We start from the raw sequence: 23399 nt of genomic DNA, 5'->3' as shown, positions 1-23399 counted from the left end.
CTGACATTATGAAGCAAGACTTTTACGAAATATTGGGGATCAGCAAATCGGCTTCCGCAGCGGAGATAAAAAAAGCCTACAGGAAAAAGGCTCTGGAATACCATCCGGATAAAAATCCGGGGGATGCCAAGGCAGAAGAAATGTTTAAAAAATCTGCAGAGGCTTACGAGGTACTCAGTGATCCGGACAAGCGAGCAAGATATGATCAATACGGTCATGCTGCCTTTGAAGGAGGCGGATTCGGTGGCGGAGGGATGAATATGGAGGATATCTTCAGTCAGTTTGGAGATATATTTGGCAGTGCATTCGGAGGAAGTTTCGGTGGTTTCGGGGGGTTTGGCGGAGGCCAGCGCCGAGTTAAAGGGAGTAATCTCAGGATTCGGGTAAAACTCTCTCTGGAAGAAGTTGCTGAGGGAGTAGAGAAAAAGGTGAAGGTAAAGCGGAAGGTGAAGGCCGATGGGGTTACCTATAAAACTTGTTCTACATGTAATGGTAATGGACAGGTTACCAAAATTACCAATACCATTTTGGGTCGTATGCAAACTGCGGCAACTTGTAGTAGTTGCGGAGGAAGTGGTCAAATTATAGATCATCGTCCGGCGGATGCAGATGCCCAGGGATTAAAGGTAGTAGAAGAAACGGTATCGATTAAGATTCCCGCTGGTGTTGAAAACGGGATGCAACTTAAAGTGAGTAATAAAGGAAACGAAGCTCCCGGAAACAGCATACCAGGAGATCTTTTGGTGGCCATAGAAACCAAGGAACACGAAACTTTAAAACGGGAAGGCGATAACTTACACTATGACCTGTATGTGAGTATATCCGATGCGGTCCTGGGCACTTCCAAAGAAATTGATACTGTTGGAGGAAAAGTGCGGATTAAACTGGAACCCGGAATTCAGTCGGGAAAAATTCTCCGTTTACGTGGAAAGGGAATTAATAACCTAAATGGTTATGGCAGTGGAGACCTCCTTGTCCACGTAAATGTTTGGACACCTAAGGAGTTGAATAAGGAACAACGTGAGTTTTTTGAAAAAATGAGTCAGAACGAAAATTTCGAGCCTAAGCCGGAGAAATCGGATAAATCATTTTTTGAAAAAGTAAAAGACATGTTTTCTTAAACCAAATAATCCCGAATTAAATAAAAAACGTATATTTGGAGCGATATTGGGCAACCAATATTAATTTTCTTTTTCATAGCAATTTTTTTCCCATCCTTGTTTCTTCAAGGATGGGTTTTGCTTTTTAATAGGGCTTGATTGTCATTTTAAACTGATAAATGATTCGCCCTTATTTCACTAGATTCGCCTTAAAATCCCTGATAATTATAGAACTATTTATTTTAAACTTATAAGCTTATCCGTGTACTTTTCTACACCTTCAACCGGGCTTCACAATATTTCCTAAACCCCTCAACTTTTACCTTCAATTCTATATCTTTGAAAAAATTGCCTGCATGAGTTCTATCCTGGTTGCCGATGGTATTACCAAACAGTTCGGATCCCATTTTGCCCTTAATGACGTTTCCCTGGAAATACCTGCCAACTGCATCTACGGCTTATTAGGCCCTAACGGTGCCGGAAAGACTACTCTGATTAGAATTATCAATCAGATTACCTATCCGGATCAGGGACAAATCCACTTCGCAGGAGAGCCGCTACAACCTCATCATATTGCGATGATAGGTTATTTACCTGAAGAAAGGGGGCTTTACAAGAGTATGAAAGTTGGGGAACAAGCCTTGTATCTGGCACAATTAAAAGGATTGTCCAAAGCCGAAGCTAAGAAAAGGTTGCTCTACTGGTTTGATCGGCTGCAGATTGGAGATTGGTGGAATAAGAAAATACAGGAACTCTCCAAGGGGATGGCACAAAAAATACAATTTATTGTCACCGTATTACATCAGCCTAAATTGCTCATTTTTGACGAACCTTTTAGTGGTTTTGATCCTATAAATGCCAACATCATCAAAGAAGAAATATTACATCTCAAGGAGCAGGGCACTTCCATTATTTTTTCTACTCACAGAATGGAATCTGTTGAAGAGATTTGTGAATATATTGCACTGTTGCACAATGCGGAAAAAATTCTGGATGGCAAACTTTCTGATATTAAAAAACAGTACAAGAACAACATCTATAAGGTAGGAATGGCAGTTCAACAAGGAGAAGAATTCTTGAAAGAGCTCTCTAAGAATTTTCAGATCACCTCTTCCTCTTTTGATCCGGAAGCGGCTGAGTTAGAATTTCAGATACAACTGCCATCAGATGATACAAGATATCTCTTGAATCAACTTTCCTCTAAAGGGACCATCTATAACTTTATTGAAACGGTCCCTACGGCCAATGACATCTTCATCAAAACAGTGCAAAGCAAGTCTGCCCATGAATAAGTTAGGCCTGATTATTAAAAGGGAATACCTGGCCAAGGTGAGGAATAAATCATTTGTGATCATGACCTTCCTGAGTCCGATCCTGATGGTTGGGATGGTAGTATTGATTGCCTATTTAACTAAGATCAATGACAGTGAGACCAGAGTAATCGGCATTCTCAATGAAAGTTCATTTTATTCCGGGGATTTTGGGTCAACAGAAGCGCTTTCCTATGTAAGCCTGAGGGATCTCACCCTGGAGGAAGCAAAGGATACGGTAATTGGGCAGAACTTTTATGGCTTGTTGTATCTTCCTGAGGGCCGGACTGCCGAAGAGGTAGCTAAACAGGCCTATTTCTATACTCAGGAAGCCCCGGTTTCTGGAATCACGGATAAACTCGATGCAGTCTTTCGCGAACGCCTACGACAGCAAAAATTGATGGAATTGGGAGTCACAGCTGAAGAATTTGCTTCGATCGACTCCGGATTTCAGCTAAAAACAGAAACCTTTGAAGGGCAGCAAAATTTAAAGGGGATCAATGAACTCAAGGCATTTATCGGCGGAGGATTTGGTTACCTAATCATGATGTTTATCATTATTTACGGTGGCTTTGTGATGCGAAGCGTAATCGAGGAAAAAACAAGTCGCATTATCGAAGTGATTATTTCTTCCGTAAAACCCTTTCAATTGATGATGGGCAAAATCATCGGCACTTCCCTGGCAGGCCTCACGCAATTCGCGATCTGGATCTTCTCGGCGAGTTTGTTATTATTTGCCATTATGTCGTTTTTGGGATTGGAGACTTCCGCATTTCAAAGTGCCTCGGTCTTACCTGGCGGAGCGGTAAATGAACTCAGTAGCATGAGTTCAGACATGAGTGAGATGCAACTATACGCCAATGAGCTGTTTCAGATTCCCTGGGCAATGCTGATCTTCTTTTTTATGATCTATTTTGTTCTTGGATATCTGATATACAGTTCAATCTACGCTGCCATAGGTGCTGCAGTTGATAATGAAACAGATACCCAGCAATTCATTTTCCCGATTATTCTCCCTCTGATGCTCGCTATTTACGTGGGCTTCTTTTCGGTATTTGGAAATCCTCATGGTCCCATTGCTGTTGGATTTTCCCTCTTCCCGCTTACCTCTCCCATAGTGATGCTGATGAGGCTCCCTGGAGGACTGGGTGAAGGAGGGGTTCCAATATGGCAACTTATACTGTCTATATTTTTTCTACTGATTACCTTTATAGGAATTGTATGGCTGGCTGCAAAAATTTACAGGGTAGGAATTCTTATGTATGGAAAAAAACCCAGTTATAAAGAATTGTTTAAATGGTTAAAATACTGATATGGAAAATCTAAAATCAATTTTCTCATCGTTCAAGGACTTCCTCTCCTATCAGATTATTGAAAGTGAAAATATTCATATCACTGTGGGAACCTTACTTACTATAGTGATCGCCATTATTGTGGTTACTTATTTTCTGCGAATCGTTCATAATTTAGTAGTTAAGAAGTTACCCAAATCTGATCAAAACAAGTTTGTCAGTATTTTTTCTTTTTTAAAATACCTTTTTTACGTTCTGGTGATCATCGTTATCCTCCATTCTTCAGGAGTTAATCTCACAGTTTTATTAACTGCTTCCGCAGCCCTTTTTGTAGGTTTGGGATTTGCCTTACAAACCCTCTTTCAGGACATTATTTCTGGAGTTTTGATGATCCTTGATCAATCCATACACGTGGGAGACATTATAGAGGTGGAAGGTAAAGTAGGAAGGGTATTCGAGATACGCCTGAGAAGTACCAGAGCTTTAACACGAGACGACAAAGTACTCATTATTCCGAACCATATCTTTCTAACCAATACGATATACAATTTTACGCAGAACCATAATACTACCCGTGAATCACTGGTAGTTGGCGTGGCCTATGGCAGTGATGTGCAATTGGTGACAAAAATCTTAGAAGAAACTGCCATGGATCAAATAGGAGTTTTAAAAGACCCGCCTCCATTTGTTCAGTTTGATGACTTTGGCGATTCAGCTCTTGTATTTTCTCTTAACTTCTTTATAGAAGACGGCTTTAGGGTACCCAGAATGCGCAGTGAAATGCGTTATAGAATAGATGATCAATTCAGGAAGAAAGGTGTTACTATTCCATTTCCACAAAGGGATGTACATTTTTTCCAGCACGGGCCTATTGCGCTTAAGAATGATTAAGATAGGTGCAGATTAGTAGACACATATCATTTCAGGCCCTGGCATTGTTTTTGAACTGGCAGGGTATGGAACCGGTAGCCGCCGGAAAGCAATAATTTAAAGTAACACAGATGCCTAAAATATTAGTAATAGAAGACGAGGCAGCCATTCGCAGGGTGCTGGTAAAAATTCTAAGTGAAGAAAATGACAAATACCAGTTGGAAGAGGCCGAAAATGGCCACATAGGATTGGAGCTGATCAAAAAGAATGATTACGACCTGGTGCTGTGCGATATTAAGATGCCAAAAATGGATGGGGTGGAAGTGCTGGAAGCGGGCAGGAAAATAAAACCTGAAATACCATTTATCATGATTTCCGGTCACGGCGACCTCGATACAGCTGTGAATACTATGCGCCTGGGGGCGTTCGATTATATTTCCAAACCACCGGATCTCAACCGATTGCTTACCACAGTGAGAAATGCACTCGACAGGAAGGAATTGGTTGTTGAGAATAAGATCCTGAAAAAGAAAGTGAGTAAGAAATACGAGATGATCGGTGAAAGTTCCGAAATCTCGAATATCAAGGACATCATAGACAAAGTAGCACCCACAGACGCCAGGGTACTAATTACAGGCGCCAATGGTACCGGGAAAGAACTGGTTGCCCATTGGATCCATCAAAAAAGTGAGCGGAGCAATAATCCTTTTATAGAAGTGAACTGTGCCGCAATACCGTCGGAGCTTATTGAGAGTGAGTTGTTCGGACACGTCAAAGGAGCATTCACCTCGGCAATTAAAGACAGGGCAGGTAAATTTGAAACGGCAAATAAAGGCACAATTTTTTTAGATGAGATCGGAGACATGAGCCTTTCAGCACAGGCCAAAGTACTTCGAGCCCTGCAGGAAAATAAAATTTCAAGGGTGGGTTCCGATAAAGACATCAACGTGGATGTACGGGTTTTAGCAGCGACCAACAAAGACTTACAAAAAGAGATAGAAGAAGGTCGGTTCCGGGAAGATCTTTACCACCGCCTTGCCGTTATTCTCGTAAATGTTCCGGCCCTAAATGATCGTAGGAAAGACATCCCTCTGCTCATTGAACACTTTTCAGAAAAAATTGCCGTAGAACAAGGCACGGTACCGAAAAAGTTTTCGTCTAAAGCGGTTTCACTCCTAAAAGATTACAACTGGACAGGTAATATTCGTGAATTGCGCAATGTAGTAGAGCGACTCACTATTTTGGGGAATGATGAAATCACGGAAGAGGATGTAAAACTCTTCGCCAGTAAATAGGAACTCTTCGTGAATTATGGTTTTAACAGGGGTTTACGGACAGCGATTGCTGAGTTCAACCAATGCGCTTTCTGCAATTTCTTTTGTCCTGAGGTTATAATACCTTTTCCCTTCGGTAAGATCGGTTTTTAATAGTTGCAATTCGCATCTTTCAAACACTTTGGTGACATAGGTCTGGGCTTCTTTGCAAGGAAGCGTATTGATAACCTTTTGCAGTGAAACTTCAAAATTGATCAATGAGGCATCAATCCTGTCTTCCAAATCTTTCCCCCCAATAGGTTTTGCAAAATTTCTTTTTTCCGCGGATTCCTTGGTATTTACAGCCAATAGATCGGTTCCGTATTCACTACTGTGGATTTCTGCGTGATCTTCAAGGGCTTCCTCACTGCCCCTGGCGTGTTCTAATGCCTTTTCCAATAACATACGAGAACTTAGAACAGAACTGGCCTTGATTGCTTTTTTCAGATAATTTTTACCGCCTTCAATACTCTTTTGAGCGTATTCGCAGCCACAATCTTCAAATTGCTGTTTCGATTTGTCTATGGCACTCAAAGCCTTATATGCGTAATAGTGGATCATTTTGATCTTATCTGCATTGATGGCTTTTTCTGTATTGGATTTTATGTAGCTGAGGTTCGAACCTGCGTAATCACAAGCATTAGATACTTCTGTTCCCGGAAGAAAGTGAAATACGGTAAGCCACAGATAAATGATCAGTCCTTTCATATTGAGCTAAAAGGTATTATGTAAGATTTAGGACCAATAAAGTTAATACAGCCTTGATCCCCCACCTTATTTTATCGTCATAAGGGGAAAAACGCACGATTTGGGTGCTTTTTCAGCCCAAAAAACCGCCATTTTTCTTAATTTTTAATTCGAATGATCAGGGCAGCGTAATTTATTTTATATTGAGGCAATGAAGAAAATTGACAGTAATGTTTACCGGGTAGATAAGGCCGTGAAATTGGAGAGCATCCCAACTTACGAGGATTTTGAGAAATCGGATAAAAGTTGAAGAAATATCTCGAAAAGATAAGGGTAAAGCTCGGGGAGTTCCAGGATGTTATGTACGCCCATGACAAATACAGCGTACTCATCTGTCTGCAGGGCATGGATACTGCAGGAAAAGATAGTCTTATCAGGGAGGTTTTCAAGGATTTTAACGCAAGAGGAGTGCAGGTACACAGCTTTAAGGTGCCTACCGAATTGGAACGCAGTCATGACTATCTCTGGAGGCACTATATCGCCTTACCTCAAAAAGGAAAATTCGGTGTTTTTAACAGGACACATTACGAAAATGTCCTCGTAACCCGTGTTCATCCATCCTATATCCTCGGAGAGCATATTCCGGGAATTCATTCAGTTGAAGATATCGATGAAGCCTTCTGGGAGAAACGATTCAGGCAGATCAATGATTTTGAACTGCACCTGGCTCAGAATGGAACTATAATCTTTAAGTTTTTTCTTCACCTTTCTAAAGAAGAGCAACGGCAGAGGTTGCTTAGGCGTCTCGAAAAAAAGGAAAAAAACTGGAAGTTCTCTGCAGGCGATCTGAAGGAAAGAAAACTTTGGGATTCGTATCAGCAGTGTTATGAAGATGCTATCAACAAAACGTCTAAAACCAATGCTCCCTGGTATGTAGTTCCTGCTGATAATAAGGAAGCAGCCCGTGTAATTGTCGCAGAAATTCTGTTACAGGAACTAACCAAATACACCGATGTTGTAGAGCCCGAACTCGACGAGGAAACCAAAGCAAATATCGAAGAATACAAAAAGCAATTAGAGAACGAATGATAAGAATACTAGTAATCCTGTTTTTAACGCTGCAACTTAGCCACATATCAGCTCAAACCGATGATGAACGACAAATCAGAGCTTTTTACGACTTGTCATTGACCGAGGGAAAGGCGTACGACTGGCTCAACTATTTATCTAATCAGATCGGAGGAAGACTATCAGGGTCGGTGCAGGCAGAACAGGCAGTGAGCTATACCAGAACGCAATTGGATTCCCTCGGCCTGGACAAAGTCTGGCTTCAGCCGGTAATGGTGCCAAAATGGGTGAGAGGTACTCCTGAATTTGCGTATTTGGAGAGCAAACCTGGGTACACTAGCAATGTTCCAATCTGTGCCCTGGGAGGCTCAGTGGCAACTCCTCCGGGAGGCACTAAAGCACAATTGGTTGAGGTGAGTTCCCTCGAAGATCTCCAGTCGCTTGGAAGGCAAAAAATTCAGGGTAAGATCGTATTTTTTAACCGTCCTATGGATCCCAAGCTCCTCAATACTTTTCAAGCTTACGGAGGAGCAGTTGATCAACGCTCAAGAGGAGCAGCAGAAGCGGCGAAATACGGGGCTGTGGGAGTCATCGTTAGGTCGATGAACCTGCGTCTTGATGACTATCCCATACGGGATCTACCAATTACGGGGACCTCCCGGAGAAGGATCGGATACCGGCGGCGGCTATTAGCACAAACGGAGCTGAATTTTTAAGTACTACACTTAAACTCGATCCTAATATTCAATTCTTTTTTAAACTGAATTGCAAACAACTGCCTGATGTACAGTCTTACAATGTTATTGGCGAGATCAGAGGAACCACCAGACCAAATGAAATTATGGTAGTCGGCGGTCATCTGGATTCTTGGGATCTGGGAGATGGAGCACATGATGACGGAGCCGGATGTGTACAGAGCATGGAAGTTCTCAGGATCATAAAAATGAGCGGTTATAAACCCAAACGGACCATCAGAGTAGTTTTATTTATGAATGAGGAAAATGGACTAAGGGGAGGGAGAAAATACGCTTCTGAAGCTGGTCTGAATAAGGAAAAACACGTCTTTGCTCTGGAGAGTGATGCAGGAGGTTTTACGCCGAGAGGATTTTCCTTTGACAGCAGCGAATCTGATTTTAATACAATTTCGGGTTGGCAAGCACTATTTGAGCCTTATCAATCGGCACAATTTACAAGGGGAGGGGGAGGTGCAGATATCGGACCCTTAAAAAAGCCCGGGATGGTTCTCGCTGGCCTGCGGCCCGATTCCCAGCGTTATTTCGCTCATCATCACGCTCAAAACGACACCTTTGAACACGTCAATAAACGCGAACTCGAGTTGGGAGCTGCGGCCATGACAAGTCTTATATACCTGGCTGACAAATACGAGCTGGGAACTGCTCAATAGTCGGTTCTCTGAACCCTGTTGAGATTTGTAACCAGTCTGATTTTATTCAATAATCCTTATCTTTAGGGCTCTAAAATCTAAACCCTATGAAAGACGGAATTTACGCTAAGTTCAACACCAGCAAAGGAGAAATCCTGGTAAAGCTTACCCATGATAAAACTCCGGGTACAGTGGGCAATTTTGTAGCCCTGGCCGAAGGAGATCTTGAAAATAAGGCAAAACCACAGGGAACGCCTTTTTACGACGGTCTCAATTTCCATAGGGTAATACCTGATTTCATGATTCAAGGAGGCTGTCCTTTGGGAACAGGTACAGGAGATCCGGGGTATAAGTTTGACGATGAATTCCATCCTGAGCTTAAACACGACCGAGCGGGTGTTCTTTCAATGGCCAACGCCGGACCAGGTTCAAATGGGAGTCAGTTCTTTATTACCCACAATGCTACCCCCTGGCTGGATAATAAGCATACGGTATTTGGCCACGTTTCAAGCGGTCAGGAAGTGGTTGATGCAATAGAACAGGGAGACAAAATAGAATCTCTTGAAATTCTCAGGGTTGGGGAGAAAAATAAAAGCTGGAACGCCGTTGAAGCTTTCAGGACTTTTGAAGGCTCGAGAGAGAAACGCCTTGCCGATGAGAAGGAGAAAGCAGAAGCAGAAATTCAAAAGATAGCGGCCGGCTTTGAGAAAACAGAAAGCGGACTGCGATATAAACTTATACAAGAAGGATCCGGGAAAAAGCCGGAGAAAGGACAAGAGGTTTCCGTTCATTACGAAGGGTCTTTGCCGTCGGGCCAGGTTTTTGATTCCTCTTACAGACGTAAAAAACCAATAACATTTCAATTAGGAGCAGGGCAGGTGATTCCGGGATGGGATGAAGGGATTGGATTGTTAAAGGTAGGAGACAAAGCTCGTTTTGTTATTCCATCAGACCTGGCCTACGGAAGCGCTGGTGCAGGAGGTGTTATTCCTCCAGATGCTACCCTTATTTTTGAGGTTGAATTGATGGGAGCAAAATAAAGGATATTCTCTTTTTACTATTTTGAGATCCTTAATGCCGTTTAGTGATTTGCATGGAAAACAAGAGTAAGAGCATATTTAAGACCACAAGGAACGCCATAATACCTAGAAATACAGACATAGCTTTTATTATATAACAGCTCTGGGCGTAACTTACCCTACCTCAGCCTTTGGCATTTTTATGTTTTACTTTTCCCTATAGTGCTGATCAGCAGTAATATCAAGTTGATCGCTATTAAAACAAGGAGAATCCAAAAAAAGGAATACATGGATATTGGTTATTAACTGGTTAAGGGGTGTACCCTTAAGACGCTGAAAAGTGAAGAATGTTGTGTGCCGTAGCAATGAAGTTAGTAACAACTTATCAACAATGGATAAAAGTCACAAAAAAACCCCGACCAACAGGTCGGGGTTATGTTAAAAAATTGGAATCTTACCTAGTCTAATACTTTCACATTAACGGCGTTCAATCCTTTTTTTCCTTGTTGTAGTTCAAATTCTACAACGTCACCTTCTCGTACTTCGTCAATTAAGCCAGAAATGTGTACAAAGTGATCTTCTTGCGAACCATCTTCAGTGATAAAGCCATAGCCTTTTGAATCGTTGAAGAATTTTACTGTTCCTTTACTCATAATAATAAAAATAAAAAGTTTAAGCGGCAAAGGTACATTTAAATAATTGAAAATAAGATAATTTCAATTATATTCTTAAAAATCACAGCTTTCTTACCTTTGAAATATGGAAGATATACCCTTGGAAAAATTGAAATACCCAATTGGTCATTTTGTCAGACCCTCAAAGATCAGCACGCTGATGCTAAGAGATTGGATCGCTCAAATTGAAGCCCTGCCGGTAAACTTAAGGGATTTGGTTACACCGCTATCCGAAGCCCAATTGAATTCCCCCTATCGGCCCGGGGATGGACGGTAAGGCAGGTAGTACACCATCTCGCAGATAGCCACCATCACAGTTATATCAGGTTCAAATGGGCATTAACTGAAGACAGGCCGGTGATCAAACCCTATCTTGAAAAGGAATGGGCGAATTTAACTGATGCGAGTACTGCACCAATTGACCTCTCACTAAATCATCTGGAAGCAGTGCACGCCAAATTGGTGTATCTTCTCACCGGACTATCCTCTGCAGATTGGCAAAGGACTTTTATACACCCTGATAATAATTCGGAAACAACCCTGGAAGAAAATGCAGGAAGGTATGCCTGGCACGGGAATCACCATTTGGCACATATTCAGAGCTTTTTGGAAAGGGATAACACTTAGCTACTTTCAATTGCTCCTCTGAGGCTTTTGCCCAATATGTACATCCCCCTTTGTTCTGGAATAGACTCTTTAAAAGGCAGCTCCTGTTCCCCGATGATCTCAAATCCCAGATTTTGATAAAATCGCAGAGGGAAGCCTTTTTTCATAGTGGCCAGCCAGAGCGTTTTCATCTTCCCTTGAAGGCTAATTGCTTCTATTTCTGCTAAAATCTCCTTTCCATATCCTTTCCCTGTGTATTGAGATAAGAAATAGATCTTTTCGAGATACATGGGTTCTTGTAAGGAAATACTATTAATCTGATGGAATTTAATCAGTTTTACGATCCCAATATATTCCGTGCCTAGTCTGACCAAATAATGAAGGTTTGTTTTATCCTTGGTTTCTCCGGATACAATTGTTTGAGTAAAGCTGGTGGAAATATAGGGCGTGGGATCCCGATCGGGCCACAAGTGCAGGTAATGGTCTCTGTATGCCTGCTCCCCTAAACGGCAATATAATTCTTGAGTCCCTGCCTTTAGAGGTTCAAGCTGAACTCTATGGATTTTATTCCGCCTTAGCTCTTTTTCCATTTAATATTGCAACCAATACTGGGTTTTTGATCCTCATCCTGAGCATTTCCTGCGAGTAAATTGTCCATCGCCCTTCTGAGATCGCTCCCGCTTACAGGAATTCCATTTCCGGGTCTTGAGTGGTCTAACTGCCCGCGATAGACGAGAAGTCTTTGGGAGTCGAAGAGAAAGAAGTCGGGCGTACAAGCCGCGTCATAGGCTTTGGCAACTTCCTGAGTAGCATCGTATAAGTATGGAAAAGGATAACCTTCTTGTTGAGCATTTTCCTTCATCAAGTGCGGAGCATCCTGAGGATAATTCTCAATATCGTTACTCGATATGGCAATAAAACTGATTCCCTTCCCTGCGTATTCCTTTGCCAGTTTAACCAACTGTTGATTCACGTGCTTAACAAACGGACAATGATTACAGATAAACATCACAACTGTGCCTTCGGTTCCTTTGAGTTCATCAAGGGATAGTGTATTGTCAGAAACGGTATCGAGAAGGGCAAAGGAAGGTGCCTCAGTGCCTAAAGGAAGCATATTGCTGGGTGTACGTGCCATAGATCTATTTTGTCCTGCAAAAATACTAAGCTCTTTTTAAATATGAATATATCATTTGATTTTGATATCCGGCGTAGCCGACGATGACCTGCTGTTAATTGAATCTGGTTATCTTTGGATTATTGCCACTCTGGTTCTTTGCTAAATAAAATAGGTGATTAATTCAACGCTCGACTCGGCACGTATCGATTTCTCAACAGAAACGCTTTGGATTCTCAATAGTGTCCTGGCCCTGATCATGTTTGGAGTGGCATTACACATCAAAGTATCCGACTTCAAGGCCCTGTTCAGAAATCCACGCCCGGTATTGGTAGGAGTACTCAGTCAGTTTTTTGTATTGCCCTGCCTTACTTTTTTATTGGTCCTGATTGTACAACCCATTCCCAGTATTGCTCTTGGAATGATCTTAGTAGCAGCCTGTCCGGGAGGTAATATTTCTAATTTTATCACATCTTATGCAGGTGGGAACAGAGCCCTTTCAGTTACTTTAACTGCAATAGCCACCTTATTGGCAATTATTCTCACTCCCCTGAACCTCAGTTTTTGGGGTTCTGTATATCCGCCAACTCAGGCCATTTTAAAGGAAGTGTCCATTGCGCCCATGGAAATGATAGAGATAGTTTCCCTTATTCTTGGAGTTCCTTTGATTTTTGGGATCTGGATCAATGAAAAATTTCCTGTTCTTGCGGTTAAACTCTCAAAATATCTAAAAATTATTTCTCTGGGGTTCTTTGTCTGTCTGATCCTCTTTGTGGTCTATACAAACCGTTTGCTCATAGAAGACTATCTCACTTATGTTTTCTGGATCGTAATTCTGCACAATGCGATCGCATTTCTCACCGGTTATTCTCTGGCCAGTGCGGCAAAACTCCCTCGGGTTGATATCAGGAGTATAACCATAGAAACGGGAATTCAGAATTCGGGACTGGGCCTGGTATTGATATTCACCTTTTTTGAAGGATTGGGAGGGATGGCAATTTTGACGGCTTTCTGGGGAATCTGGCATCTCATTTCCGGTTTAACCCTCGGCTCCATTTGGGCCTACAAACCATTGAGAGAGGGGGTAGGAGGATGAGGACTTTTATGTATACGCTCACACAGAAAATAGCCTGTTTTGCCTTGTTTTGCTATTTCAGAGAAATCAGGCTTCACGGGATAGAGAAAGTGCCTGCTAACAAGGCGGTAATGTTTCTCGCCAATCATCAGAATGCCTTGCTCGACCCTCTGGTCATTGCCGCATTTACTCCTTTTCGATCTTATTTCCTTACCCGGGCCGATATATTTGTCAATCCTTTTGTTAAACGGATCTTTAAATTTTTAAGGATGCTTCCGGTCTACCGTATTAGGGACGGCAGGGATACTTTGGCTAAGAATGCGGTAATATTTGACGAGTGTACTCAACTGCTTCAGGCAGGGAAAACCATCTTTATTTTCCCCGAAGCCAATCACAATATTATGCGAAGAGTGCGCCCGCTAAGCAAAGGATTTACCAGAATAATATTTACAGCCCTGGAAAAAGACCCTAATCTTGATGTATTGCTTGTTCCGGTAGGGATAAATTACGAGAAGGCCGATGGATTTCCCGATAGGGTAGCCTTTTATTTTGATCAGCCTTTATCCTCCAGGGACAACTATAGGCCGAGTGAAATAGCCGCTTCGGTATCCGGGTTAAAAGAATTAGTCTCAAATGGCTTAAAAAGAAATACTACTCATATTGAAGATCTGTCTAAATACGAGGAAATCCACAATTTTCTCGATTCCAGAGGCGTAGATTTCCAAAACCCTGTAAACACAAATTTGCTAATAAAGCAATATAGAGTTGCTCCTTTAAAACAAAGTCGTCCAAAGCGGTCTACAGTCCAGCGGATACTTGCTGCTATATTCCTGACAATTAATGCCCCTATTATCTTCTTCTGGAGGTGGGTTTTAAAGCCAAAAATCCAGGAAGTGGAATTTATCAGCACTTTCAGATTTTGCTATGTCAGTGTTGTGCAACCGCTATTCTACCTTGCATCGTGGTTATTCCTTAGCGCCTTACTCGGTGCGATAGAGGCCACACTTGTGGTTTTCCTTCATTTTGCCTTTAATTTATTCTTTGTGAAAATCAGCAAAGCAAAGCTTTAAAGGTATTTTGCGTATGTTTTTAATAGACCTTACATCATATCCCCAAAGAAAATAGCGTTCATCAGGAGTTTATTGGTACCGTACCAAAAAGCCCTGAAATTTGTATTGTCCGTAAACAGAATTACCCTTCCGCGGCCCATACTGCTTGTTTTAAATGGCACGCTGTTGGCGATTAAGGCAGCATTCTCCTCGGAAATATAACCACTCATCAGAGGTGAGGAGGTATACTGGATGGGATTGTTATAGCTGTCCTTCTCAGGTTCAAGATAAATGTTACTATTCCTAAACATGGGAAGCGTATTGTTCTTATAGCCAAAGTTGACAGGGTGTGACCTGTCTATTCTGGTATTAAAAATAGCACCTCCTGTAACTTGTGCTCCCCTGAAATCCTGTCTTTCTCCAAATGAAACGTTTTTGGCCACCAGGGTGGAATCCTTCCTAAATTTTAGATCAAGGAATTCCTGTTGTTGAAACCAATTGGCCGTAGTTCTGAAGCCTATCAGTGTACCTCCGTCTTTAACCCATTCCTTGAGTTTTTCAGCAACTGATTTGTTGAGTCCGCCACTGCCCCAGCTCCCGGGGATTATAATATCGGTATATGAGCTCAGATCAGCTCCGCTCAGGTATTCAGTATCGATTTTTGTCAGTTTTATGTCGTACCGGGTATCAAATAAGTGCCAGATCTCTCCTGCGTCGTAGGATCTGATTCCTTCACCTACGATCAGAGCTATTTTTTGTTTTTCAACCGGTTCAAAATCCCCGCTTCCCAAATCAATACCTCTGGTTACACCGGTGTTTACCGCAGTGATATCCAGGTAACTTTCCGCTGCTACCTTTTTTAGGAATGTGTAGAGCGCTCCTTTGTTGAGTTTCTGATTTTGTACTGGGATCATGACCGTACCGTAATCGTAATTTTCTCCTCCCATACTAAATGGGTATTGAGCGATTTTGGCCCGCAATCCTTTCTCGAGGATCATATTGAGCGCCTTGGGGGTGTAATACTCATGCCATTCAAAGAGGTAGGCATAAGAACTCTCATTGCTTACTGATCCTTCGAGGGTATTGAGTTGAGGTATCTCCGGCCCCGCATTCGAAAGCGATGTAAGCTCGGCATAATCGAGATTAAATGCCAGAGGAAAGGTCCATGCTGAGATATCGTAAAATAGACTGTCAGTAAAGGTGGTCCTTTTTTCAAACATGGCCTTGATCAGCCTGTGATTCTTTTGCTCCAAGGGCACTACATAACTACTTCCTTTTTTGTATTGCTTTCCACCGAGTGTGACATCTCTGCTCACCTCATGGAATTTGATATTTTGTCTCTCAAGAATTTCTGCCAGATGCCATGTTTTGGCTGCATCTTTTGCATCTCCGAAAATAAAACCCTTGGTTTTGCTCCTACCGGCCTCAGCTCTCAGGTCTTCGTAAAAACCGCGCTGATAATTCAATAGTTTGGTGCGCATATTTTGTGCGGCCTCAACGGTGGATAAGGCCGTGGTAAACTGATTTCTGATCGTAAAGGGAAAGGTTAACAAGCCATTTTCGCTTTCCTGAATGTGTCCCCTTGAACTTGCCTGCTCAAATAAAATACCAATACTTCCCACAACGTCAGGGAAGGTAGAACCCTTGCCGTAGTAGTAATCATCGTAGTTTTCTTCAGAATAGTAAAGCGAACCAATTTTATCAAGTGCTTTGGCGTGATAGGTACCAATCTCAGCAGTTAATTCCTGATTCATCTTTGGAGTCAGAGGATGTACCCGACTCGGCTCTCCCGGTTGAAAGAAGAATGTAGAATTGGTTCCCATTTCATGGTGGTCAGTGAGAATGTTGGGCAGCCAGCGATGAAACGTCCTTATACGGGCCCTGCTTTCGGGTAGCTGAACCGGGAGCCAGTCTCTGTTGATATCAAACCAGTAGTGATTGGTTCTTCCCCCGGGCCACACTTCGTGATACTCGCGTTCATTGCCATCGGGGTTGAGGTTCATACTCCTGTTGGTATTGGCCCAATAGGCGAACCTTTGCAGGCCGTCCGGATTATAGGAAGGATCCATCAAAATTATGGTGTTGTCCAGCATTGCATCAATCTGCGGGCCCTGGGCTGCTGCCAGATAGTAGGCGTAAGCTAAGCCGGCATTGGCACCACTGGGTTCATTTCCGTGCACGGAAAATCCTTGATAGACAACAATCGGCATATTGTCCACACTCGTTGAAGCGCCGCCACTTTCACTAAGCGCAAGGTGTTGTTGTCTGATGGATTCCAGATTATTGTGGTTTTCCGGAGAGGTTACGGTCAACAAAAGAATAGGTCTTCCTTCAAAAGTAGTGCCCCTGTTCTCTATGGTAATCCGATCACTTGCCTCAGCCAGTGTTTGCATGTAAAACATAAGCTTGTCATGCGTCACGTGCCATTCCCCAACCTCATGGCCAATAACATCGGCCGGTTTTGGAATAGCGGCGTCATAAGAGACTTCCTGTGGCAGGTAGTAATCCAAGGTAAGCTCTTCCTGAGCGAACGTAAGTGAAGTAAATAGTAGACAGAGAAGGAGAGTAATTCTTTTCATTTCAGGTTTTGATTAGTGATCGCTAAAGGTAATCAATACTAGAGCTAAGCGCAAACAGCAAAGTGTCATAAAAATCCATTCAAACCATAAAAAAAGACCTTCTAATAGAAGGCCTGTACTTGAATTAGTTAGTTAAAAAACAACTTATATGTCATCGAAATCTACATCGGTAAAATTGTCGAGTGGTTTCTTTTCCGACGGGGCTTCACTATCTTCTTTTTTAAAGTCCTTCTGATGTCTTTCCGAGATCACCTCATGGCCTTTTTCGGCAATGATGTAATCCATCATTTCCTCCATGTTTTCACGGAAGGCCTGGAAGTCTTCTTTGTAAAGATAGATTTTGTGTTTTTTATAGTGGAAAGAGCCATCGTCATGGGTAAACTTTTTACTCTCAGTAATAGTCAGGTAATAATCTCCGGCTTTGGTACTTCTAACATCGAAAAAATAAGTTCTTCTTCCGGCTCTTAATACTTTAGAAAATATTTCTTCCTGTTCGATCAAATCTTTGTCGCGCATTTTTACCGTTCTTGTTAGATTTTTCTTATAAAGTCATCAAAAATGTAAAAAAAAAGCTAATTCAGCAACATTTTTCTAGTTTTCTTTCTCAGAGAGCTGATGGGCGTAAAGTTCCTTGTAATAGCCTTCCTGTTCTACGAGTTGATCATGAGAACCCTGCTGCAGAATGCGCCCTTCGTCAAGTACTATGATCTTATCTGCATTCTTGGCCGAAGATACTCTGTGACTAACAATAAGCGTGGTTCGGTTCCTCGAAGCTTTCTTGAGATTGGTTAGAATTGCCTCTTCCGTTTCTGTATCTACAGCAGACAGGCAATCGTCAAAAAGGTAGATTTCGGGATCTTTTAAAAGAGCCCTGGCGATAGAAACCCTTTGCTTTTGCCCACCGCTCAGGGTAATGCCCCGCTCTCCCAGAACGGTATCGTACTTTCTGGAAAAGCCCATTATATTTTCGTGTACTACCGCCATTTTAGCAACGTTTTCCACGTCTTCCTCTGAAGCAGATTCTTTTCCAAAACGGATGTTGTTCGCAATAGAATCAGAAAACAAGAAGGCATCCTGGGGAACGGCACCAATAGAACTCCTGAGACTTTCCAGGTTTAGCTTTTTTATAGGTGTACCGTCTATTCTTATCTCCCCTGAACTCACGTCATACAAACGTGCTATCAGGTCGAGAATAGTTGATTTTCCCGAACCGGTTTTTCCGAGGATGGCAACAGTCTGCCCGTCTTCCACTTCAAAGGAAAGTTCTCGTAGGGCTGTAATATTGGTATCCTCGTAAGTAAAACTAACACGATCAAATTCGATTGCCCCTTTTATTGGTGTTTCAACCTCAATTTCATTCTTGAGATCGGGTGCTATCTGCAGGAACTCATTGATTCGTTTCTGGGAAGCTTCAGCCCTTTGAACAAGGGAGGTTAACCAACCTACGATGGCCACAGGCCAGGTGAGCATGTTCACATAGAGGATGAACTCGGCGATGGTACCTATAGATTCAATGTTGCCGTTTATGTATTCCCGTCCTCCTATATAGATCACAAAAACGTTGCTAATCCCAATCAGGAGAATCATCAGCGGAAAGAACCAGGCGTCAACCTTTGCCAGGTCCATACTTCTGTTTTTTCCTTCCAAGGCCAGCTGTGTTGCTTCAGCATTGATTTGAGGCTCCAGGGTATATGCTTTTATGACTGATACACCGGAAAAAGTTTCCTGAGCAAAAGTAGAAAGTGTGGATAAGAACTCCTGAACCTTTGTACTTCTTTTGTGTATGATCTTACTGATTTTGTATATCAAAATCGACAAAATGGGGAGTGGTAGAAGCGCGTAAAAAGAAATGGTGGGAGCTTTAATAAACATCAGAGGAATAAGACATACAAAAAGTGTTAGCGTCTGCATCCCATACATAATGGCAGGACCGGCATAAAGGCGCACCTGACTCACATCTTCGCTGATCCTGTTCATCAAATCACCGGTTCTGTTTTTTTTATAAAAACTGAGGTTGAGCAGCTGATAATGATCGAAGACCTCATTTTTTAAATCGTACTCAATATAGCGCGAGACATTGATGATAGTCTGTCTCATCAAAAACGTAAAGAATCCTGAAAGCAGGGCTGCACCCACGATGATCAGAATATACTCAAGCAAAAGGGAAGTCGCTTCGGGCTTGGGCATTGTACCCTCGAGATACTTCTCTACCACTTCGATGGAATTTTTTACGTAAGAAGGCATCACCAATTGGAAAATCCTGGCGGTAATAGTGATGATAATACCAAGAAATAATTTGAACCAGTATTTTTTGAAGTATTTATTGAGGTGTTTTAATTCTTTCATAGTATAGGTTCACCGTACTCAATTGATGAGCTCGTCAAAGATAGGGCATTCACAAGAATACAAATGTTATAAAAGGTATAAGATAATATGTTCTGCGATGAAGCATCATTTAGAAGTAATGCCTATTTTTGCAGAGCGAATTAGTTATACTTAAAGTTCTTTAGACATGCTAACAAGAAGGCAGTTGCGGGTGAAAGTAATGCAGTGTATTTATGCTATCACTCAATCCAGGGAAGATTCCCTGGATAAACAGGAGAAATTTCTCCGCCTGAGCATTGAAAATACCTATACTCTTTATCTTCTGATGTTGTGCCTGTTGAGAGAGCTCCATACGATGGCGCTGCACCATGTAGAGCATGATTCAAAAAAATACATGGCCTCCGCGTCGGATGAATTCCCCGACAAAAAGAAATTCGTCCATAACCGTCTCTTACTACAGTTGGTTGAGAATCCCTCCCTTGACGAAGAATTGAAACGCCGGAAAATTAAGGGCTGGTACCTCAATGAAGATTATGTCAAAATCGTTTTCAAGGAAATCGTTTCGAGTAGATTATACGCTTCTTACATGAAAAAAGAAGGGAATTCCTATGGGGACGACAAAAATCTGATCATTGATTTGTTCAGGGAGGTAATCGCCCCAAATGAGAAGCTATACGAATTCTTCGAAGACGATAAACTCACATGGGTAGATGACATCCCCCTGGTCAACACCTTTATCCTCAAGCAATTAAAAAGTGTACAGCAGGATCATTCACCGGGATATTTTCTGCCCCGTTTGCTGAAAGATGAAGAAGATATGGAGTTTGCAGGAAAATTACTTTCAAAAACATTGCTTCAGAATAAAGTACTGGAAGACGAAATACAAGCGAAAACGCCTAATTGGGACAGGGACCGAATTGCCGATATTGATTCTATTCTCCTGAAGATGGCCATTTGTGAACTCCTGAATTTTCCCTCCATCCCTGAACGAGTGTCTATCAATGAATATCTCGAGATTGCCAAAGAGTACTCAACACCTAAAAGCAGCATCTTTATCAACGGGATTCTTGATAAACTGGTGAAGGAATACAGGAGTGATGGAAAACTAAAAAAAGCCGGGAGGGGACTTCTGTAAGCAATTATTCATTAATTTTGCAGCAAAATCTTTAAATCTAGTTGTATGAAAAGAATATTTTTAGCCCTTGGGGTGGTCAGTATGATCGGTTTTGCATCCTGCAAGGAAAAGGCCTCAAACAAAATTGAAACCGCAAACGTTCAGGTTGCTGCAGAAAGAGATCAGGCAGCAAAAAATCTGCCGGTAATGACTTTTGATAAATCCGAACACGATTTTGGGACTATCAGTCAGGGGACTCCACAAGAAACTATTTTTTCATTTACCAACACAGGTAATGCCCCTTTGATCATTACTAATGCTACCAGTAGTTGTGGTTGTACTGTACCTGAATATCCTAAGAACACACCTATTGCCCCGGGAGAATCAGGGGAATTATTGGTAAAGTTCAACGGAACCGGACAGAACCAGGTGACCAAAACAATCACCGTTTCTGCCAACACTGAAAAAGGATCCGAATTACTTAGAATCAAAGCTTTCGTTCAGCCCGGTAGCGGAGCGCCTGCGACTAATTTAGGTCCTGTAAAATAAGCATTAAAACTCAAGAAGAATTATGAGCGAGATAGGGAATTTCCTGCCAATGATTCTGATTTTTGTTGTGGCGTATTTCTTTATGATACGGCCTCAGATGAAAAAACAGAAAGATGAAAAGAAATTTGCGGCAGCATTAAAAAAAGGAGACAAAATTGTCACCAAGAGTGGCCTTCACGGTAAGGTGGTTGATCTCAATGACAAGGATTCATCCTGTATCATTGAAACAATGGCCGGAAGATTGAAGTTCGATCGCTCAGCCATTTCCATGGAAATGAGCAGTAAACTAAATACACCCGTTAAATAGATCACTGGGTCAATTACAAATAAAGCCGGTAACTACTCGTTACCGGTTTTTTTTATTCCTTTCCTAGGATAGTGGAAGTAAGAACTATCGGTACATGTCATTGATGCCAAGGCCCTCTCTGATCATTGGGAGGATCTTTGCTAACCTACTATGTTTTGTCTTCAGTTGTTTTGCTGATGCGATATACTCGCAGTATTCCCGTTGCTTGTAGGGAGTAATTTGTTTAAAAGCTTTATGAAGCCCGGGATCTTTTTCCAGAACTTGAAGCAACTCTGCAGGGATTTCTGTCTTTTTCTTCCTGTCTGGCTTGTGGATTAAACCTTTTTTCTGATTTTCTACGGCTTCGGTCATATAAGCGAGCACAATATCAGGCATGATTTCATCCAGGGAACTAAACTTGTAATGGCGCATGGCCTTGGTTTTGCCTTCTTGTGCATTTTCAAGTACTCCTTCAGGGTCCTTTAAATAACAGCCGTTGAAGAACCAAATCCCGAAATGAGTTTTAAAGGCACTGATGCCAAACACATTTTTACCCTTTAAGGTGTAAACGGGTATCCCCCATTTCAGATCCTCCTGAAGTTCGGTCTGAAGGGCTAGTCTCCTTAAGCGGTTCAGCCCTTCCATAAAAGTGCCTTCTTTTGCGTAATACGCTTCTATTTTAGCCTCGCTCAAAACCTGCTGTTAGAATTTCTTTGCAGTAAGTTCGCAAATTTTGACGATAACTTCAACAGCCTTTTCCATACTTTCTAAGGGGACGTACTCATATTTACCATGGAAGTTGTGTCCTCCGGCAAAGATATTTGGGCAAGGCAAACCCATATAACTTAGCTGAGAGCCATCCGTGCCTCCCCTGATCGGTTTTATAATGGGCTGTATTCCCAAACTCTTCATAGCCTCTTCCGCAATCTCAACAATATGGTAAACAGGCTCTACTTTCTCTTTCATATTGTAATACTGATCTTTCATTTCCAAAACGACTTCTCCCGGCCTTTCTTTGTTGATGGCTTCAACCAGATCTTTCAGGAGTTGCTTTCGCTTCTCGAACAAACTCTTGTCATGATCCCTGATGATCAGCTCCATGGTCGCCAATTCTATACTTCCCTCCAGCTTGTATACATGAAAAAAGCCTTCACGATCCGAGGTTTTCTCAGGGACTTCATTTTTAGGGAGGCGGCTGGCCAGATCGGTAATGATTCCTATGGCATTTATCATTTTGTTTTTTGCCAGACCCGGATGCACACTTTTTCCCCTCGCTGTAATTTTAGCCATTGCGGCATTAAAATTCTCGTATTCAAGTTCACCTATCTGACTCCCATCTACAGTATAAGCCCAGGAGGCGCCAAAGGATTTTACGTCAAAATGATGCGCTCCACGCCCTATTTCTTCATCCGGGGTAAAACCAATTCGAATCCTTCCGTGTTTTATTTCGGGATGGGCCAGCAGGTGTTCCATGGCTGAGACAATTTCAGTGACACCTGCCTTGTCGTCTGCACCGAGCAAAGTAGTTCCATCGGTCACAATCAGGGTTTGCCCCTTGTATAAAAGCAGATCCTCAAAATAATCGGGTGACAAGACGATGTTTTCCTCTTCATTCAGCAGGATATCTTTTCCGTCATAGTTTTCGATAATTCTTGGATTTACACCGGTTGCTGTAAAATCAGGAGAAGTGTCGTAATGAGAGACAAAGCCTATGGTGGGTACTTCTTTTTCAATATTGGAAGGTAAAGTAGCCATGATGTAGCCCCGGTCGTCTAAAGTGACGTCCTGGAGGCCTATATTCTTCAATTCTTCGAATAACATCTTTGCAAGAACCCACTGTTTTTCAGTACTGGGGGTCGAATCCGAATTGGGATCACTCTGGGTATCGATTCGGGCATATCGAAGAAATCGATCAAGTATAGCTTCCATTTAAGTCAGTTTATAGCAAAAGTAGCCTTTCATTTTGAACAGACAAGAAGGATCTT

22 protein-coding genes and 2 pseudogenes are annotated in these 23399 nt (G+C 42.1%); 15 read left to right on the top strand and 9 right to left on the bottom strand.

All coding sequences use genetic code 11. From position 1 onward, the window contains the following. Positions 1-8 precede the first annotated feature (8 nt). The 5 genes from dnaJ (at position 9) to EQY75_RS09185 (ending at position 5867) form a co-directional block, all read left to right on the top strand. A complete protein-coding gene (gene dnaJ, locus EQY75_RS09205; RefSeq protein ID WP_129605240.1) occupies positions 9-1121 on the top strand; it encodes a molecular chaperone DnaJ in 1113 nt (370 codons plus the stop codon). 335 nt (positions 1122-1456) lie between these two features. Further along, positions 1457-2392, top strand: a complete 936-nt coding sequence (locus tag EQY75_RS09200; RefSeq protein WP_129605237.1) for an ABC transporter ATP-binding protein — start codon at positions 1457-1459, stop codon at positions 2390-2392. Beyond that, positions 2385-3722, top strand: coding sequence for an ABC transporter permease (locus tag EQY75_RS09195; protein WP_129605234.1), 1338 nt, complete (start codon positions 2385-2387; stop codon positions 3720-3722). The genes EQY75_RS09200 and EQY75_RS09195 overlap by 8 nt, the downstream gene beginning before the upstream one ends. A gap of 1 nt (position 3723) precedes the next feature. After that, positions 3724-4593 carry a mechanosensitive ion channel family protein gene (locus EQY75_RS09190; protein ID WP_129605231.1) on the top strand — a complete coding sequence of 290 codons (870 nt, stop codon included), beginning with the start codon at positions 3724-3726 and terminating at the stop codon, positions 4591-4593. A 110-nt stretch (positions 4594-4703) separates the two neighbouring features. After that, positions 4704-5867 carry a sigma-54-dependent transcriptional regulator gene (locus EQY75_RS09185; RefSeq protein ID WP_129605228.1) on the top strand — a complete coding sequence of 388 codons (1164 nt, stop codon included), beginning with the start codon at positions 4704-4706 and terminating at the stop codon, positions 5865-5867. Between the two features lie 33 nt (positions 5868-5900). Here the strand turns inward: EQY75_RS09185 and EQY75_RS09180 are convergent, their stop codons facing one another. Next, positions 5901-6593, bottom strand: a complete 693-nt coding sequence (locus EQY75_RS09180; RefSeq protein WP_129605225.1) for a hypothetical protein — start codon at positions 6591-6593, stop codon at positions 5901-5903. A 190-nt stretch (positions 6594-6783) separates the two neighbouring features. Between EQY75_RS09180 and EQY75_RS09175 the strand changes: the two are divergent. From EQY75_RS09175 to EQY75_RS09165, 3 genes and pseudogenes are all read left to right on the top strand, one after another. Further along, positions 6784-7661: pseudogene (locus tag EQY75_RS09175) on the top strand (PPK2 family polyphosphate kinase). Beyond that, positions 7658-9045 (top strand): annotated as a pseudogene (locus EQY75_RS09170) (M20/M25/M40 family metallo-hydrolase). The pseudogenes EQY75_RS09175 and EQY75_RS09170 overlap by 4 nt, the downstream one beginning before the upstream one ends. A gap of 86 nt (positions 9046-9131) precedes the next feature. Then, positions 9132-10064 (top strand): peptidylprolyl isomerase, encoded by a 933-nt coding sequence (locus EQY75_RS09165; protein WP_129605222.1) that lies wholly within the window; start codon positions 9132-9134, stop codon positions 10062-10064. Between the two features lie 437 nt (positions 10065-10501). Here the strand turns inward: EQY75_RS09165 and EQY75_RS09160 are convergent, their stop codons facing one another. Continuing rightward, on the bottom strand, positions 10502-10696 hold the full coding sequence (locus EQY75_RS09160) for a cold-shock protein (RefSeq protein ID WP_129605219.1): 195 nt from the start codon (positions 10694-10696) through the stop codon (positions 10502-10504). 106 nt (positions 10697-10802) lie between these two features. On the opposite strand from EQY75_RS09160, the gene EQY75_RS14480 reads away from it, so the two are divergent. Continuing rightward, the gene (locus EQY75_RS14480; RefSeq protein WP_342773976.1) at positions 10803-10994 is read left to right on the top strand and encodes a DinB family protein; all 192 of its coding nucleotides are present in this window, start codon (positions 10803-10805) and stop codon (positions 10992-10994) included. Then, on the top strand, positions 10946-11344 hold the full coding sequence (locus EQY75_RS09155) for a YfiT family bacillithiol transferase (RefSeq protein ID WP_342774068.1): 399 nt from the start codon (positions 10946-10948) through the stop codon (positions 11342-11344). Before EQY75_RS14480 ends, EQY75_RS09155 begins: the two co-directional genes overlap by 49 nt. Here EQY75_RS09155 and EQY75_RS09150 read toward each other — a convergent pair. Both EQY75_RS09150 and EQY75_RS09145 read right to left on the bottom strand, forming a co-directional pair. Next, entirely contained in the window at positions 11341-11913 is a 573-nt protein-coding gene (locus EQY75_RS09150) for a GNAT family N-acetyltransferase (RefSeq protein WP_129605216.1), read from the bottom strand. The two genes, EQY75_RS09155 and EQY75_RS09150, sit on opposite strands and share 4 nt — an antisense overlap. Beyond that, a complete protein-coding gene (locus EQY75_RS09145) occupies positions 11898-12458 on the bottom strand; it encodes a thioredoxin family protein (protein WP_129605213.1) in 561 nt (186 codons plus the stop codon). The genes EQY75_RS09150 and EQY75_RS09145 overlap by 16 nt, the downstream gene beginning before the upstream one ends. A 154-nt stretch (positions 12459-12612) precedes the next feature. Between EQY75_RS09145 and EQY75_RS09140 the strand changes: the two genes are divergently transcribed. Next, positions 12613-13533, top strand: coding sequence for a bile acid:sodium symporter family protein (locus EQY75_RS09140; protein ID WP_246019853.1), 921 nt, complete (start codon positions 12613-12615; stop codon positions 13531-13533). 8 nt (positions 13534-13541) lie between these two features. After that, entirely contained in the window at positions 13542-14582 is a 1041-nt protein-coding gene (locus tag EQY75_RS09135) for a lysophospholipid acyltransferase family protein (protein ID WP_165200608.1), read from the top strand. A 29-nt stretch (positions 14583-14611) separates the two neighbouring features. Here the strand turns inward: EQY75_RS09135 and EQY75_RS09130 are convergent, their stop codons facing one another. The 3 genes from EQY75_RS09130 to EQY75_RS09120 all read right to left on the bottom strand — a co-directional run bounded on the left by EQY75_RS09130 (position 14612) and on the right by EQY75_RS09120 (position 19486). Then, positions 14612-17140, bottom strand: a complete 2529-nt coding sequence (locus EQY75_RS09130) for a M14 family metallopeptidase (RefSeq protein ID WP_129605207.1) — start codon at positions 17138-17140, stop codon at positions 14612-14614. A gap of 144 nt (positions 17141-17284) precedes the next feature. Next, positions 17285-17656, bottom strand: coding sequence for a PUR family DNA/RNA-binding protein (locus tag EQY75_RS09125; RefSeq protein WP_129605204.1), 372 nt, complete (start codon positions 17654-17656; stop codon positions 17285-17287). Between the two features lie 75 nt (positions 17657-17731). Continuing rightward, positions 17732-19486: an ABC transporter ATP-binding protein gene (locus tag EQY75_RS09120; RefSeq protein ID WP_129605201.1), complete on the bottom strand. Its 1755-nt coding sequence runs from the start codon at positions 19484-19486 to the stop codon at positions 17732-17734. Between the two features lie 166 nt (positions 19487-19652). Here EQY75_RS09120 and nusB point away from each other — a divergent pair, with 166 nt between their 5' ends. From nusB to yajC, 3 genes are read left to right on the top strand one after another with little or no spacing between them, the layout of a single operon-like run. Further along, positions 19653-20600, top strand: coding sequence for a transcription antitermination factor NusB (gene nusB, locus EQY75_RS09115; RefSeq protein ID WP_129605198.1), 948 nt, complete (start codon positions 19653-19655; stop codon positions 20598-20600). Between the two features lie 45 nt (positions 20601-20645). Beyond that, a complete protein-coding gene (locus tag EQY75_RS09110) occupies positions 20646-21128 on the top strand; it encodes a DUF1573 domain-containing protein (RefSeq protein WP_129605195.1) in 483 nt (160 codons plus the stop codon). A gap of 22 nt (positions 21129-21150) precedes the next feature. Next, positions 21151-21435 carry a preprotein translocase subunit YajC gene (yajC, locus tag EQY75_RS09105; RefSeq protein ID WP_129605193.1) on the top strand — a complete coding sequence of 95 codons (285 nt, stop codon included), beginning with the start codon at positions 21151-21153 and terminating at the stop codon, positions 21433-21435. Positions 21436-21519: 84 nt separating this feature from the next. On the opposite strand, the gene EQY75_RS09100 is transcribed toward yajC, so the two are convergent. Next, positions 21520-22107, bottom strand: coding sequence for a YdeI/OmpD-associated family protein (locus tag EQY75_RS09100; RefSeq protein WP_246019851.1), 588 nt, complete (start codon positions 22105-22107; stop codon positions 21520-21522). 9 nt (positions 22108-22116) lie between these two features. Beyond that, entirely contained in the window at positions 22117-23343 is a 1227-nt protein-coding gene (pepT, locus tag EQY75_RS09095) for a peptidase T (RefSeq protein WP_129605190.1), read from the bottom strand. Positions 23344-23399: the final 56 nt, after the last annotated feature.

The organism is Muriicola soli, from assembly GCF_004139715.1.
Classification (GTDB): Bacteria; Bacteroidota; Bacteroidia; order Flavobacteriales; family Flavobacteriaceae; genus Muriicola; species Muriicola soli.
The sequence above is the reverse complement of the archived record's forward strand: the minus strand, read 5'-3'. Positions and strand labels throughout refer to the sequence as shown.

Excerpts from the sequence above, each read along its gene's own strand:
- EQY75_RS09165 (WP_129605222.1), top strand. The coding sequence starts at position 9,132 with ATGAAAGACGGAATTTACGCTAAGTTCAACACCAGCAAAGGAGAAATC.
- EQY75_RS09190 (WP_129605231.1), top strand. The coding sequence starts at position 3,724 with ATGGAAAATCTAAAATCAATTTTCTCATCGTTCAAGGACTTCCTCTCC.
- EQY75_RS09110 (WP_129605195.1), top strand. The coding sequence starts at position 20,646 with ATGAAAAGAATATTTTTAGCCCTTGGGGTGGTCAGTATGATCGGTTTT.
- EQY75_RS09135 (WP_165200608.1), top strand. The coding sequence starts at position 13,542 with ATGTATACGCTCACACAGAAAATAGCCTGTTTTGCCTTGTTTTGCTAT.
- EQY75_RS09125 (WP_129605204.1), bottom strand. The coding sequence starts at position 17,656 with ATGCGCGACAAAGATTTGATCGAACAGGAAGAAATATTTTCTAAAGTA.
- EQY75_RS14480 (WP_342773976.1), top strand. The coding sequence starts at position 10,803 with ATGGAAGATATACCCTTGGAAAAATTGAAATACCCAATTGGTCATTTT.
- pepT (WP_129605190.1), bottom strand. The coding sequence starts at position 23,343 with ATGGAAGCTATACTTGATCGATTTCTTCGATATGCCCGAATCGATACC.
- EQY75_RS09130 (WP_129605207.1), bottom strand. The coding sequence starts at position 17,140 with ATGAAAAGAATTACTCTCCTTCTCTGTCTACTATTTACTTCACTTACG.
- EQY75_RS09120 (WP_129605201.1), bottom strand. The coding sequence starts at position 19,486 with ATGAAAGAATTAAAACACCTCAATAAATACTTCAAAAAATACTGGTTC.
- EQY75_RS09145 (WP_129605213.1), bottom strand. The coding sequence starts at position 12,458 with ATGGCACGTACACCCAGCAATATGCTTCCTTTAGGCACTGAGGCACCT.
- dnaJ (WP_129605240.1), top strand. The coding sequence starts at position 9 with ATGAAGCAAGACTTTTACGAAATATTGGGGATCAGCAAATCGGCTTCC.
- nusB (WP_129605198.1), top strand. The coding sequence starts at position 19,653 with ATGCTAACAAGAAGGCAGTTGCGGGTGAAAGTAATGCAGTGTATTTAT.
- EQY75_RS09180 (WP_129605225.1), bottom strand. The coding sequence starts at position 6,593 with ATGAAAGGACTGATCATTTATCTGTGGCTTACCGTATTTCACTTTCTT.
- EQY75_RS09185 (WP_129605228.1), top strand. The coding sequence starts at position 4,704 with ATGCCTAAAATATTAGTAATAGAAGACGAGGCAGCCATTCGCAGGGTG.
- EQY75_RS09150 (WP_129605216.1), bottom strand. The coding sequence starts at position 11,913 with ATGGAAAAAGAGCTAAGGCGGAATAAAATCCATAGAGTTCAGCTTGAA.
- EQY75_RS09195 (WP_129605234.1), top strand. The coding sequence starts at position 2,385 with ATGAATAAGTTAGGCCTGATTATTAAAAGGGAATACCTGGCCAAGGTG.
- EQY75_RS09160 (WP_129605219.1), bottom strand. The coding sequence starts at position 10,696 with ATGAGTAAAGGAACAGTAAAATTCTTCAACGATTCAAAAGGCTATGGC.
- EQY75_RS09200 (WP_129605237.1), top strand. The coding sequence starts at position 1,457 with ATGAGTTCTATCCTGGTTGCCGATGGTATTACCAAACAGTTCGGATCC.
- yajC (WP_129605193.1), top strand. The coding sequence starts at position 21,151 with ATGAGCGAGATAGGGAATTTCCTGCCAATGATTCTGATTTTTGTTGTG.